Raw genomic sequence first — 13858 nt, 5'->3', positions numbered from 1 at the left:
TTACCATCTTATCTCAAAGCTTGCTATCACGTTGCCGAATTCGTCTTTGCGACCCGACTCAAACGTGTCTTGCCAGGCTTGTAAGCCGAGCTCTAACAGCCCCCGCCCGAGGGGAAAGAAAACCACCGCTTCAAATTGCTGGATGCGGGCGATATCCGGACGATACTCAGGCAACAGCTCAAAGCGCGGCGCACGACCAAAGTTATTGTGGTCGCGGCGGATGCGCGTGTCCTGCACGCGAAAATCCCAGCCCAGCCCATCGTTACGGAACGAGGCGTAGCCCACGGTGGTCAGGCTGCGCAGGTCGCTGCGATCATGCTCAGCATAAAAGCGTGACAGCTGTGAAGTTTCAGCAAAGCTCCAGTCGAGCCCTACCATATGACCGTTGCCACGCACATCGTCATCCGCCAGCGGACCAGTGACGGAATGCTCGCTGATACTACCGTAAAAGTTAAACTGCAACGGCAACGACAAGCGCGCATCGAACACCAGACTATCAGCGTTGTCGTCAGCAGAGCTTGGCCCCGCACCTGCAGCGCTTACAGCTCCACCGAGCGAGGAATGGGTATAGTGCAGCCCCAGCTCCAGACGTTCATGGGCACGCCAGCCGAGGCGTGCGCCGAAGGCTTGTTCGCGCTCCCAGATCTTTAACGATGGGTCGAGCAGAAACTTCTCTTCGCTCACGCCGTAAAATGCGGTAAAGCTCAGCTCAGAAAACGCTGACGCCGCCGAAGGTGCGTAAACTGTACGCAGACTGCGCAGCGGCAAGGTGCTGACCGTATGTAAGCCATCCTGAGCCGAGCCAGGCGACCACCAGGTATGCAACTGGTCAACACTGACCATCCAGTCGCCAGCCATGGCAGCCGCGTAACTGCCCTGCCAGGAAACGTTATCGGTCGTGACCCGTGGATTCAGACTCAGTGAGCTGTCCCGATAGGTGGTGCGAATGCGGCCGGCGACGGACTGTCCGATGCGCTCGTGCGTCACTGAGGCTGAGGCTTTACCTTCCATCGGGCGCTGATAACTTGGCTGCGCTCCGGTGTCGGTCACACCGGCGACGCGCAAGCCTGTATACGAGCCGCGCTTGTGGTAACTCAACAGCGCCATGAGTTTGTAATAGGCAACCTGCTGCAGGTCGTTCAGTTGTTCAGGATCCAGCGCTTCAAGGTCAGCCAACAGCGGCCGCCACAGCACCGGGAAGGTCGTTACCGGAGCGCGCAACAGTCCGGCATCCGCAAGCACCTGCAGCGAATGGCGCACATGCAGTTCTTCGGCATCCAACCAGGGCGTCGCCGAGACACTGACCGGCCCGGTCAGCGCGAAGATCGCAACCATTAACGCCGCACCACGCCGCCACATTTTGCCGCCGCGCACTTATTTAAACTCCCGTTCATGGAACCACAGGTTAAACGCCCACTTCTCGCCTTTGGTCACCGGCATGCCGGCGTGCAGGCTTTTCGGATGCACATCGGTTGAGCCGCGCACCACATTCTCAAAGAACAACAGGCGCCCGGGTTTGGGCTGCACGTTCAAATCAAGTTTCGGGAAGTAGGTCGAACCGCCGCCTTCCGGGGCGTTGATGTAGCCCAGCACCGTAATCAGGCGCTGGCCTCCGCGGGCGGTGCAACGTTTGCCGCGCTCGGTATTCATGTTGTAGGCATCAAAGTGCGCCCGGTATTCTTCGGTTTCACCGTAATGGATGACCTGAAAGCTCTCCGCATTTTCCAGCGGCAAACCGACTTCATTGGCAATTCGCGTACCTAAATAGGTGACAATCATGTCATGGGTGTGGCCAATCCAGGCCAGCTGATTGGTCCGTGCTTTACTCAACACGCCCTCGGTGTCAGAGCTGACTTTGGCCCGGGCCATCTGCTTTACCGCTGCATTTACCAGGTGCTTACCTTCCGACTCAGTAAAAAAGTCATCCATGATATACACCGTCGGGTCTTTGCATAAAATGTGCGTGGTTGGGTTATCCATTTACATCCTCTTGATAATGCTGTCTGTGCTGTCGTCCACTCGTGCGTTCCACTCATGGCGATCCCGGGTGTTCAATCGTAATTAAACTGCTTTTTCGAAAGCTTCCACCACATCGAGCTAAATAGAACGCCCGTGGTGACATAATACGCAATCACCTTCAGCTTTTCGGCAACCGTAAAGTCAGAAGGAAATTTAAAAATCCAGTGCAGCAGCACTGAAGACCTATATTTACGAAAAAAACGGTGAAGTTTACCGTCGAGTGACGTCCAGCCTCTGTCTTTATTATTGGAAATGACACTCAGTACTGAATCTGCAACGCAGACTTTGTCATAGAAGCGTCTTTGCAACGCGCCAGGGCGTTGATCATGGGACAGGCTTTTCTCATGCACTTCGTAAAGGTAAAAATACCCGTTCATGTAATGCACTTGCTTCACATAGCCCAGCGAGGTGGTGAATAACAACAAATCTTCCGCATTACAGACGCCTGGCGGTAAATCGATGCTGGCAAAAGCACTGCTCAGGGTCGCTCGGCTGTATATTTTTCCAGGAGTCCCTAACAGGTTTTTATTGCATTGGCTGAAGAAGTCACTGGCTGGCATAGAATTCAGCGGAGCTTTATGCTTTTTAGGCAAAATATTTTTTCGCGATCTGACGCTATTTTCGACGGAAAGAATATCACTGACCAAAATATCAATAGTATTCTCAGAGAGCAGCTCGGTTACCACCTGGCTGCAGTTTTCGGGAATCACCGCATCGCCGCAGTCCACGAAAATAATATAGTCTCCGGAAGCCTTACTAAAGCCGTACTTTCGTGCGTAATAAGGGCCTTCATTTTGCTTCTTTAAGTACTGCGTCTGGATACCTTTGTTTTCGAGCAACTTATAAACGTCTGCCTCGTTGGTAGCCGGACCATCGTCATCGACAATGATGATCTCTATCGGCCGCTCAGTGACGACAGCACCAATGGAGTCTAGCGTTACAGCTAGTTTCTCGACATCGTTAAAGATCGGCACAATAAAAGAAGCGAAAATGTCCTTATTCATCACCTGACTCGCAGCGAAGTTCATTACCCTGCCGATCGGCAGTAAGGCTTGGAAAGTGAGCTGAAATAAAGCTCAATGCATTATCTTTCTGACGTGCGCGAATCAATTCAACCTCTTCCCAATCAACATTTTTATCCAATTCAGCGTAAATAGTATCATAATCTGTGAGGCTTCCATCACGAATTAACCTCTCGCTCAGGCAAAATAGTGTTAACAAGGATTCAAACCTATCTAAACCTCGCATGGTATTGCCGATAGCAATGAATTTCTTATTGAAAATAATCGCAAAAACGCAGCCGTGAAACGAGTCCGTGATGACATACTCGGCATTCTCAAAATCAGCTAACCAGTCTTCTACCGCCGGCAGGGGCTTGCCGTCCTTATCAAAATAAGACGTCTGCGCATGCATCAGCTCACGCGAAGGCAACTTTGCACGTTGTGCGAGCTCACTTACTAACCTGGTTCTTTCTTGCGTCGCATCCAGAAGATAAGTTGCGATGTAAGGTTCAGACCTGCTGGCTTTGCTTTTTTTCGAGTAGCCACGGTAAAAACTCTGGTCAAAATACAAGGTAGGATCGAGCAACACCTTGGCAGCGGGATAGTTTAACTTTTCTCTACAAATTGCGACGCCAGAGAGCTCGCGGACGGAGACCCCATCGAACCTTGCAAGCAACCCCGAGAAACAGCGCAAACGTTCGTTTGGCACGTCAAAATCATCTACTCCAAAAGAGGCTGCGTAACTTATTCGCTTTACCCCTTCAATATCCGTCGCAAACTCTAAAAAGAAATCTTTCAGCGCTGGCGAGAAACGGGGACGCCAGACCTGGTCGCTACCGACCACAATAGCGCTAAAGCCATTCTCAATGATGTACTCCCGTAACCCCTCAGAACTGTTGATCTGAGGTGACAGCGCAATCATCTCATCCCTGAATTGCAGCAGATTTTTATTCAGTTCATTGAGACTACGTTGGATCCCCGGGAACTTGGCTTTGCCCGTGCAATAGGCCCAGTAATGTCGCACAGTTATTTTTAGCTTGAGGGGCAAGGAAGGACTACTGCGTCTATCTATGGTTTCAACCTGGTAACCAAGAGACTCCAACAGCCGCTGCAGCGCAAAAGCCTGCAGTAGACCACCGTAATTATGCCCAAGTGGCTGTGTCAATATCGCTACTTTCATCTTGTTCTCAGGCTTTTCATGAATGGACGATGAAGCGCTCATGCGCGTGATCCGGACTCAAGAATGTAGGGTTAAAATATCATCAACGTGTTTTCGGGGCGAGTTCGCGATCATGCATTCATCGTGTGCATAGCCCATCGCGATTAACATGATGACGGCCTCACTATCATCCAAAATGTTTAGCTTTCTTATTTCGATATCCTGCTTCAGGGATGCAGCCCAGTTAAGCGGACAGGTACTGACACCATGCGCATGCGCGGAGAGTAATATCGCCATCGCAAACATCCCACCATCGGTGTAGGCCTGTACCCGCTCGGCCGGCAAACTAAAAGATTTCAACGACGAGGTGACGATCGCCACCTGCGGCACATCATCACCAAACCCTGCATTGCCGTTTTGCAGTTGCAATACTTTGGTCTTTAAGTCACCCGAGACCACATGCAATTTCCAGTGTTGACGGTTACATACAGAGGGCGTTTTGATAGCAACTGTGGTGATTGCGGCCAGCAGCTCCTCCGGTACCGATTTGTGTTTATCAAAGTCACGAACACTGGCCCGGGACTCAAAGAACGTTTTAAACTCATCGGTATTGAAGCTCCGCGCCTGGTGCTTTTGTATCCCCACGCTTAGCGCTTGTACACCTTTTAAGTCTTCGCGGGGTAGCGCAGCAAAAAGACTAAGAAACCAGGGGGCAAGTTGCAGTTGGCGTTGCTCGTGAAATTCTTTGTAAGCAACAAACGCCCCCACGCCCCAAAAGTATACAGAATCCTTATCATAGGTTTGCTGGTAGGTTTGCAGGTTGCGCAGCAATCTGGTTAACACAATCTTGCCAAAATTAGGCTTAACTTGCGAAAAGCTAAGCCCTTTTTCGATTCGGTGTTTATCTTGAAGTATCCACGAAGCCAATTCGTTCTGACCTGTTTTGCGTGCAACTTCAGTCGCGTAATGCTTGCGATACCTTTTATAATCGTAATAGTAAATCCGTACCAGCAACAACGCATTGCGTATTGGGGCTGCCCGCAACCAGAGCGGCCTTAACCACTGCTTTAAAGTAGCTTTGGTACGGGAGAGTGAGGTAATCACTTACATTCTCTTGATAATGCTGTCGGTGCTATCATCGAAAGCTTCCTCTCGCTCGCCGTCCAGTACGGCCAGCACTTCTTTGGCAACCTTCTTGCCATGTTCTACGCCGGGCTGGTCAAAGGAATTAATGTCCCAAATCACGCCCTGAGCAAAGACTTTATGTTCGTAGGCCGCCAGTAAGGCGCCAAAACTTTGCGGGGTCAGCTCATCGACATACAGCAGATTCGACGGGTGCTTACCCGGGTAATGATCACCGTTGCCAAACCACATCAGCCGGCGATGCGCCAGACAGTTAGCGACCGACAGCCGTTGCTGACTGATCAGGCCTTCTTGCACCGCGGCAGAAAATCCTGGCGCCTGTCGATGCAACACTGCGACAAAATCTGCGGCAAAGTCATCGTAGCCCTGATGTAAATGCTGAAAAAATGCATGCTGGCCATTCGGGCCAAAACCACCCCAGATGATAGGTCCGGTGGGGTAATCAATAGGCTCGCCAGCGCGATTTTGTTGCTTACCGTTGGATTCCATATCCAGTTGTTGCAGATAGCTTGGCAGGTAACGTAAGCGCCCGTCATAGGGCAGCACAGCGACATTATTCAGACCGCGCTCTTCGCGGTTGTAAACGCCATGCAAAGCCATCAGCAGGGGAATATTTTCCAGCAGCGGCGCCGAGCCAAAGTGCTCGTCCATAAAGCGCGCGCCGTCGAGCATTTTGGCAAACTGATTGGCACCGATGGTCAGTGCAATCGGCAAGCCAATGGCCGACCATAACGAATAGCGGCCGCCGACGGAATCGGCAAAACTTAGTTGCTGGCTGGCCGGAATACCGAATTCGGTCATCGCCTGATTGTTGCTCGAAACACCAATCACGTGCTTTTCAAGCCATGCAGATTCCTCCAGCGCTGGTGCTATCCAGCGTTTGACCGTTTCCACATTCGCCAGCGTATCGATGGTGCCAAAGCTTTTTGAGGCGATAATAAATAAGGTGGTTTCAGGGTCGACGATGGGCAGCACGGCGTACAACTGGCCACCGTCCATCGAGCTGACAAAATGCACGTCGAGTTGGTGTTCAACGTTATCGTCGGCAAATTCCCGTAAGGCAAAACTGCCCATCATGGGGCCGAGATCCGAGCCGCCAACGCCGATATTCACCACATCAGTAATAGGTTTGCCGGTCGCACCCAGCCATTTGCCGCTACGCAGCAAACGTACCACTTCGGAGAAGCGATTGCGCCCACCCCCTGCAGCTACCACCGAGTGCCGGCTGCGGTTGAGCACGTGCGTAACCTTACGCCCTTCGCTGGGGTTGTCGTACTCACCGCATAGCAGCAGTTTACGTTGCTCGTCGAAGTTCGACGGCAAACGCTTCGCGGCATAGGCTTGCAACTCATCAGCGCTCAGGCCCTGAAAGGTATTATCTAAATTTAGGTGCTCCGTCGTTACCTGCATTCGTCATCCATTTCTGTCGTCGTCGATTACAAACCGCTCAGTGCGGCCAGCGCAACACCAACCTGATACATGATCTGCGTGGCGGTGGTCCAGACTTCGATGTTGTTCATGTACTGGGTGTCCAGCGGCACCACAATAGTGTCGCCAGGCTCGATCTCATTGTATGAGCCTGAGGTGAACCAGGAGCGACGTTCAGGCACTGTGACCAGACCATTAGCTTTAACGATGTAGATGCGCTCTTCATCCGCTTTCTGACGCATGCCGCCAGCGCGGTCAATGTAGTCTTCCAGCGACACGCCCGCTTGGAACTGATAGGAGCTAGCCAGCTGCACTTCGCCGATAATCGACACTGTGTTCTGCACCGTCGGTACATACAACCGGTCGCCGTCTTTCAGCTGCAAAGCAGAGCCGCCCTCAGCAATGACGTCGCCAAGGTCGATAACCAGACGGCCAACGGCATCAATATTGGTCAGATCGCGCAACAACTGGTTCATCTCGGAGTACGCAACTTGCGCCCCCGTGTCGGTGATCACGTTCGAGGCAATCTCGCGGCGTAACTGCTGCGCCAGCTCTTCCAGCCGCTTACGCTCGGCTTCACGCAAATCAGCACGGGTGAAAATCGCACCGTCAACAAAGGCGTATTCGGTCAGGCCACCGGCGCGGTCCAATAAATCAGTCAGGTTTTCACCGCGGCGAATGGTGTAGGTGCCAGGGAAGCGGACTTCGCCTTCCAGACGCACCTGCAAAGTATTCTGCCATTGCGGAATCGATAATACCTGGATGCGATCACGGCCTCTTAGCGGAACTTCGACTTCATCGCTCAGCACCTTCGCCAGATTAAACGGCCGGTATTCAGCCGAGGCTTCACCGTCGGCAATCACGGTACGGGTAATTTCCGCGCGGGCCAGATAAGCCGACTCCTTCAGGCCACCAGCTGCAACAATCGCTTGTTCCGCATCAGCATCAGCGACCAGCGGGTATATGCCCGGATAGCGCACTTCCCCGTCGACATAAACTAACGGCAAGGTGCCCGTTGAGCTGTACTGGTTACGCAGCTGATACAGAATCGGCTGGAGCAGATTATGACGGGAAAATTTGGCGTAGTAATCGGCGTCGCGCTTTTTCGTTTCATCGGCAATGGCAAACAGCGAGCTCAGTTGATCATCAAGTTCTTCTGAGCCTTCCGGGGTGGTGCGCTCCAACAATGAATCAAAGGCAAGATCATCGGTGATCAATTTCTGCAGGTACTGTTTGCGATAAACGTCGAGTACCCGCTCACGCTCTTCACGGGCACGGTCGCTTTCTGATTTGAGCCAGGCGCTCAGCTGGTTTTCTTCCGCCTGCGCTGATTCATAGCGGCTAAATACCACCACCTGATCGCGTGGCTGCAAGGCTAGATTTGCGGCGTTATCCCCTTGAATAGCTGCGGCAACGTCAAACTGCAAAATACTGATTGAGCGGCGATCAAGACTGCGGCGAACCACAATTCCATAATTGAGATCGGTGACTGGTAACAATGCACCTTCTACAGAAGGCAGCAGATCCTTCACGCGTAAATCATCACGCCATTCGTACACGCCGGGACGCACGGCAGCGCCCACCAGCATGACGCTGTCGACCGTATCTTCGGCAACCGATAAAACTTTAACTTCGTCTCCCGCCTGCAATGGACGGGTGACATCTGAACGTGTTAAATCAATGGTTTGAACACGGCGCGAACCATCGCTGATACGCTGTAACTGCACTGACTTACGGTAAGCCGTTGGTAACAAGCCACCAGCAAAACTCAGCGCATCGGCCAGGGTTTCGCCAGGTAGCATTTCATAAATCGCTGGACGCAGGACTTCACCCGCGATGCTGACCATGTCGCCGCGCGTCGGGATAAAGACCACATCACCTGCCTGCAAACGCACATCATTGGAAGCGTCCCCTTCAGTCAGCAATTTATACAGATCGAAGGTCACAATGGTTTTGCCATTACGCTTTAACTGCACGTTTCGCAGCGAAGCAATGTCACTCACCCCACCAGAGACAAACAACGCCTGGCTCATGGTGGTCAAAGAACTCACGGTATAAGCGCCGGGCTTATAGGCTTCGCCCACGACAAAAATCTGCATACTGCGCAGCTCGCCCATGGAAACCGCCGCTTCCATACCGATCATGCGCTCCCGCACAGTGCTACGAATTAAGTCTTTTGCTTCATCGTAACGGAGCCCGGCGACCGCAATCGGACCGAGGTCTTCAATAACAATCTGACCTTCGTTATCCACTGCCGCGTCAATGCTACGATTCTCTTTGCCGTACAGCTGGATACGCAGGGTATCGCCAACGCCAAGCAGGTAGTTGGAAGGAACCGGCGCGTTTGCCATCGGCGCAAAGGTGCTGGGCTCACCTTCAAACAGGTTATAGCCGAAAGGTTGCAGCTCTTTGTCGTCTTCCGCCAGCCGCTCAGCCAGCTCACCTGGACTCAGTTCATTTAATGGCCGGGTATCCTCTGCTTCGCGTTGCTCCATGCCCACAGAGCGTTCGCCGACACTGCTGGTGCTGGTTTGCTTGCTGCCACTGCCCTGCGTCATCGATTCGATGTCGCTCAGATTGACGCCGAACTGCCGCGCAATGGCTTCTTGCTGAGCGCGAGGGAGTTTTTGAATTTGCTGGATTTGCTCTGCTGTGAGACTGGATAAGTCTTGAGCCTGTGCGTCAGGAGTTGTCACAACTCCTGCTGCGAAAAGTAGACACGCCAGCCCGGCTGCCGCTAGCGTTTGTTGCAACCATGCTTTCACGCCATCTTCCCCTATTAGTGTTTTATTATGATTATTCTACGTCGCGTCGTTGGCGAACCCAAGAAACAATTCGCCAAATGTTTTTCAGCATCAGCAGGTAGAGTACAAAAATTGCTAAGAAAATGCTAAGTACAATTACCTCTGCCACATTGAACCACTCAAGAATCAAGCCCAATGCTAACAAGAATGCTGCGATACTGCTGATAAGACCCAGCGTTTGGCGCTGATTGAAGCCAGCGCGCATGAAGATGTGATGCAGGTGTTCACGGTCAGGTTTAAACGGCGACTGCCCTTTCTTCACCCGCCGCGCCATGATGGCGAACATGTCCATCAAGGGAACGGCGATTAACCAGAGTACCGCCACTGGCCGCACTGGAACAATATCGGGCGCGATTTCAAACCAGCTTTCCAGAATGCGTTCCGGATGGGTCAACATCACCAACATCCATACTGCGGTAAAGCCCACAAGCATAGACCCTGAGTCCCCCATAAAAATCTTCCGCACTGGGCGGAAGTGAACCCCGACATTGCGAATCAGGTAAGGGATCAGCGCACCAAATAGAATCGTCGCCACCAGCAATGGTAATTGCTGATCATGCATCAGCGCCAGCAAGCCGACTCCGGCAAAGGCCACCATAGCCAGCGCGCCGAGCAAACCATCAATGCCATCAATCATATTGTAGGCATTCATTGCCGCGACGATACAAAGCAAAGTAAAGGGCATGGATAACACGCCCAGCTCAACCACGCCGGTGCCAAACAGGTTGCCTAACTGAGTGATTTGCACGTCGGCGCCAAACACCACCACCGCAGCAGCTAGCATTTGCGCTATAAAACGGACCCCGGCATCGATGTCGTAGCGATCATCAAGCGCACCAATCAGCACCATAAAGCTTGCGGAAACGAGGAATAAGCGGATATCAACCTCAAGAGGCAGTATCGCCACCATCATGATGACCATGGTGCCATAGACAGCAAGGCCCCCTACTAAGGGAACTGAGCCTACGTGCTGCTTTCGATCACATGGGCGGTCGACAAGCGCTGTGCGCCACGCCATAGGAATAAGAAGGTTACATAACACGCTCGACAGTGCGGTTGCGGATATGAGTACCATCCAAATATTCATGAATTAAATTGTCCCTGCTTAATCACTGTTAAAGATATCCCGGGTATAGACTTTTTGTTGGACGTCACTGAGCTCATCAGTGGTGCGATTACTTATTATTATATCCGATATCTGTTTAAATTCTTGTAAGTTTTTTACGACACGGCAGTTATAAAACACATTTTCCGTGAGTGCCGGCTCGAAAACGACCAGTTCAATGCCTTTTTCCTGCAATCGTCGCATGATGCCCTGCACTGCCGATGACCTGAAATTATCCGAGCCAGATTTCATCACCAGCCGGTAGACGCCCACACGTTTTGGTTCTCGTGCGGCAATGGCATTGGCAATAAAATCCTTACGCGTACGATTGGCATCGACAATGGCGCCAATCATGACCTGCGGCACATTATCATAATTGGCCAACAGCTGCCGCGTGTCCTTAGGTAAGCAGTAGCCGCCGTAACCAAAGCTTGGGTTGTTGTAATGATTGCCGATCCGCGGATCTAAACAAACGCCGTCGATGATCTGGCGACTATCGAGATCATGGTGCGCAGCATAGGTATCCAGCTCGTTAAAGAACGCCACACGCATCGCCAGATAAGTGTTGGCAAACAATTTAATGGCTTCTGCTTCTGTCGGTTCAGTATATTGCACCGGCACGTCAGCTTTCAGTGCGCCCTCTTGTAAAAGTTTTGCAAAGACCTCTGCGCGGCTCGATTGTTCACCAACGATGATACGTGACGGATAAAGATTATCGTGCAGTGCCCGCCCTTCACGCAGGAATTCCGGTGCGAAAAACAAGCGGTCCGTGCCCAGTTCTGCACGCATTTTCGCGACATAACCGACAGGAATGGTCGAGCGCACCACGATCTGACAGTGGTCATTGTGCTCCAGCACCTGGCGCAGTACCTGATCCACCGAACTGGTGTTGAAGTAATTGGTGTCCGGATCGTAATCCGTGGGCGTGGCAATCAGCACCCAGTCCGCTTTGGCAAAGGCTGCCGCGGCATCCGTCGTCGCGCTCAATTGCAGTGATTCCCGCTGCAGATACGCTTCGATATCTGCATCTTTGATGGGGCTTTCCCTGGCCTCAAGCATGGCGACTTTTTCCGCCACTATATCTACTGCGGTAACTTTGTTGTGCTGAGCCAGCAATACTGCATTCGAAAGACCGACATAGCCGGTGCCAACAACGACAATTTCCATTATTTACCTTTCTGTTCGATAGTCCATCCGAGAGGAATGACAGGCTTCGGTAGTGTAGCGATTCACATTTATAAAGTCATTACCCTAGCCGGCGAACATTGCAGTTTCATGTAAGCCTAGCTAGAATGCCTGCAATCCCTTACATGATACGATGTTACATGAACTCAACAGATTCAAAACAGGTTTCCGTTGGCGGGCTACAGGTGACGGCATTCACCTCTATGCAGGATGCAGTTAAGCACATCATCCGCCCCGACGGAACTGTAGTCCCTGGCTTTGGTATTGCCATTAATCCAGAAAAAGTGATGTTAGCGCGGGCCGATCAAGAGCTGCGTGCCCTGATCAATAATGCAACCCTACGCTTTGCTGACGGCACTGGCGTGGTGCGTACCATGGCCAAAAAAGGTGTTGCCAACACGCGTATCCCTGGTTGTGAACTGTGGGAAGCGCTGATGCGACAGGCGGCAGCGCAACAACTGCCAGTCGTCATAATTGGCGCGAAGCCCGAAGTCAATGCTGCCTGCGCGGACAAATTACGGCGCATCGGCACCCCTGTGGTTGCCGCTATCGACGGCTACTATCAGGATGAAAGAGAGCTGCACGAAGCACTTCTAGCGCACCAGCCCAAGCTGGTCACGGTGGCCATGGGTTCACCACGGCAAGAACAACTGATTGAACGTTTACGCAAGGTTTACCCGGATGCCTTTTATTTAGGTGTCGGCGGCACCTATGATGTGTTTACCGGATATGGCAAACGCGCACCCAAGTTGTTTTGTGATTTGCATTTAGAATGGTTTTACCGACTGTGTTCGCAACCGAGTCGAATCGGCCGACAGCTGGCTTTATTGAGTTACTTGCGCCTTCACCTCACACAAAAACTATAGCGAACAACAACAATGACAAAAAAAGTCCTGGTCGTATTCGGCACCCGTCCTGAAGCGATCAAAATGGCGCCGCTGGTGCAACAATTACTGCAGATCGACAGCAATGACTGGGACGTTCGGCTGTGCGTCACCGCCCAGCATCGGGGCATGTTAGACCAGGTGCTTGAGCTCTTTAAGCTTACTCCAGATTATGACCTTAATCTGATGCGCCCCAACCAGTCCTTACATGAGTTAGCCGCACGCGTGCTGACCGAGATAGAACCGGTGCTGACGGATTTTGAGCCGGATCTGATTTGTGTGCATGGCGATACCCTGACCACGCTGACCACCGGCCTGGCCGCTTACTTCAAGAAAATTCCTGTCGCTCATATTGAAGCAGGTTTACGCACCGGCAATATCTATTCGCCCTGGCCGGAGGAAGCCAATCGCCGGTTGGTGGCAGGTATTACCCGCTGGCACTTTGCGCCAACCAGCCGCGCCCGCGATAACCTGCTGCGTGAAAATATTCCCGCCGAGCACATCTATGTTACTGGCAATACTGTGATTGACGCTCTTTTGCACGTAAGTGAGCAATTACAAATCGACCAAGCGAAACAGCACCACTATCAACAGCTGTTTCGCCAAATCCCGAAGCAGCACCCGATGTTGCTGGTCACGGGCCATCGCCGCGAGAGCTTTGGTGAGGGGTTTGGACGCATTTGTAAGGCGCTGTCACAACTGGCTGAGCAACGTCCAGACTTACAAATTGTTTACCCTGTGCATTTAAATCCGAACGTTCAGGAACCGGTCAAGCGCCTGCTAAGCAACTACGCCAATGTACACTTACTGGCACCGCAAGATTACGAGCCCTTTGTTTATCTGATGAACCGGGCGAGCATTATTCTGACCGATAGCGGCGGCATTCAGGAGGAAGCCCCGTCACTGGGCAAGCCGGTACTGGTCATGCGCGACACCACCGAACGCCCGGAAGCGGTCGACGCCGGCACGGTAAAGCTGGTCGGTACTGACACCCGGATTATCGTGGATTCCGTCAACCAACTGCTTGATGATAAGAACCTCTATAGTGAAATGAGCCGTGCACATAACCCTTATGGTGACGGTAAAGCATGTCAGCGCATCATTGACGTACTAAAGAAGGAGCTATAACT

General features: G+C 52.2%; 11 protein-coding genes. 2 read left to right on the top strand and 9 right to left on the bottom strand.

Annotated features, from left to right (window positions below; genetic code table 11):
• From J6J28_RS02005 to J6J28_RS01965, 9 genes are all read right to left on the bottom strand, one after another.
• Positions 1-1374, bottom strand: a complete 1374-nt coding sequence (locus tag J6J28_RS02005; RefSeq protein ID WP_301719641.1) for a hypothetical protein — start codon at positions 1372-1374, stop codon at positions 1-3.
• The gene (locus tag J6J28_RS02000) at positions 1375-1980 is read right to left on the bottom strand and encodes a 2OG-Fe(II) oxygenase (protein ID WP_301719639.1); all 606 of its coding nucleotides are present in this window, start codon (positions 1978-1980) and stop codon (positions 1375-1377) included. It abuts the gene before it with no gap.
• Positions 1981-2051: 71 nt separating this feature from the next.
• Positions 2052-3023, bottom strand: coding sequence for a glycosyltransferase family 2 protein (locus tag J6J28_RS01995; protein WP_301719638.1), 972 nt, complete (start codon positions 3021-3023; stop codon positions 2052-2054).
• Positions 3016-4242, bottom strand: a complete 1227-nt coding sequence (locus J6J28_RS01990; RefSeq protein WP_301719636.1) for a polysaccharide pyruvyl transferase family protein — start codon at positions 4240-4242, stop codon at positions 3016-3018. The genes J6J28_RS01995 and J6J28_RS01990 overlap by 8 nt, the downstream gene beginning before the upstream one ends.
• A gap of 15 nt (positions 4243-4257) precedes the next feature.
• Positions 4258-5283, bottom strand: a complete 1026-nt coding sequence (locus tag J6J28_RS01985) for a nitroreductase family protein (RefSeq protein WP_301719634.1) — start codon at positions 5281-5283, stop codon at positions 4258-4260.
• Positions 5284-6732: a glucose-6-phosphate isomerase gene (gene pgi / locus J6J28_RS01980; RefSeq protein WP_301719631.1), complete on the bottom strand. Its 1449-nt coding sequence runs from the start codon at positions 6730-6732 to the stop codon at positions 5284-5286.
• Between the two features lie 26 nt (positions 6733-6758).
• Positions 6759-9515, bottom strand: a complete 2757-nt coding sequence (locus J6J28_RS01975; protein WP_301719629.1) for an SLBB domain-containing protein — start codon at positions 9513-9515, stop codon at positions 6759-6761.
• Positions 9516-9546: 31 nt separating this feature from the next.
• Positions 9547-10641 carry a UDP-N-acetylglucosamine--undecaprenyl-phosphate N-acetylglucosaminephosphotransferase gene (gene wecA / locus J6J28_RS01970; protein ID WP_301719628.1) on the bottom strand — a complete coding sequence of 365 codons (1095 nt, stop codon included), beginning with the start codon at positions 10639-10641 and terminating at the stop codon, positions 9547-9549.
• An 18-nt stretch (positions 10642-10659) separates the two neighbouring features.
• A complete protein-coding gene (locus J6J28_RS01965; protein ID WP_301719627.1) occupies positions 10660-11826 on the bottom strand; it encodes a nucleotide sugar dehydrogenase in 1167 nt (388 codons plus the stop codon).
• Positions 11827-11984: 158 nt separating this feature from the next.
• On the opposite strand from J6J28_RS01965, the gene J6J28_RS01960 reads away from it, so the two are divergent.
• Positions 11985-12710, top strand: a complete 726-nt coding sequence (locus J6J28_RS01960; RefSeq protein WP_301719625.1) for a WecB/TagA/CpsF family glycosyltransferase — start codon at positions 11985-11987, stop codon at positions 12708-12710.
• A gap of 12 nt (positions 12711-12722) precedes the next feature.
• Positions 12723-13856: a non-hydrolyzing UDP-N-acetylglucosamine 2-epimerase gene (gene wecB / locus J6J28_RS01955; RefSeq protein WP_301719624.1), complete on the top strand. Its 1134-nt coding sequence runs from the start codon at positions 12723-12725 to the stop codon at positions 13854-13856.
• The last annotated feature ends 2 nt before the right edge of the window (positions 13857-13858 follow it).

It is taken from the genome of Pseudidiomarina terrestris (assembly GCF_030466375.1).
Taxonomy (GTDB): Bacteria; Pseudomonadota; Gammaproteobacteria; order Enterobacterales; family Alteromonadaceae; genus Pseudidiomarina; species Pseudidiomarina terrestris.
Note: the sequence above shows the minus strand (reverse complement) of the source record. Positions and strands in the feature narration are given on the sequence as shown.

Coding starts and splice junctions, on each gene's coding strand:
- J6J28_RS01965 (WP_301719627.1), bottom strand. CDS start 11,826: ATGGAAATTGTCGTTGTTGGCACCGGCTATGTCGGTCTTTCGAATGCA.
- wecB (WP_301719624.1), top strand. CDS start 12,723: ATGACAAAAAAAGTCCTGGTCGTATTCGGCACCCGTCCTGAAGCGATC.
- J6J28_RS01960 (WP_301719625.1), top strand. CDS start 11,985: ATGAACTCAACAGATTCAAAACAGGTTTCCGTTGGCGGGCTACAGGTG.
- wecA (WP_301719628.1), bottom strand. CDS start 10,641: ATGAATATTTGGATGGTACTCATATCCGCAACCGCACTGTCGAGCGTG.
- J6J28_RS02000 (WP_301719639.1), bottom strand. CDS start 1,980: ATGGATAACCCAACCACGCACATTTTATGCAAAGACCCGACGGTGTAT.
- J6J28_RS01990 (WP_301719636.1), bottom strand. CDS start 4,242: ATGAGCGCTTCATCGTCCATTCATGAAAAGCCTGAGAACAAGATGAAA.
- J6J28_RS01995 (WP_301719638.1), bottom strand. CDS start 3,023: ATGAATAAGGACATTTTCGCTTCTTTTATTGTGCCGATCTTTAACGAT.
- pgi (WP_301719631.1), bottom strand. CDS start 6,732: ATGCAGGTAACGACGGAGCACCTAAATTTAGATAATACCTTTCAGGGC.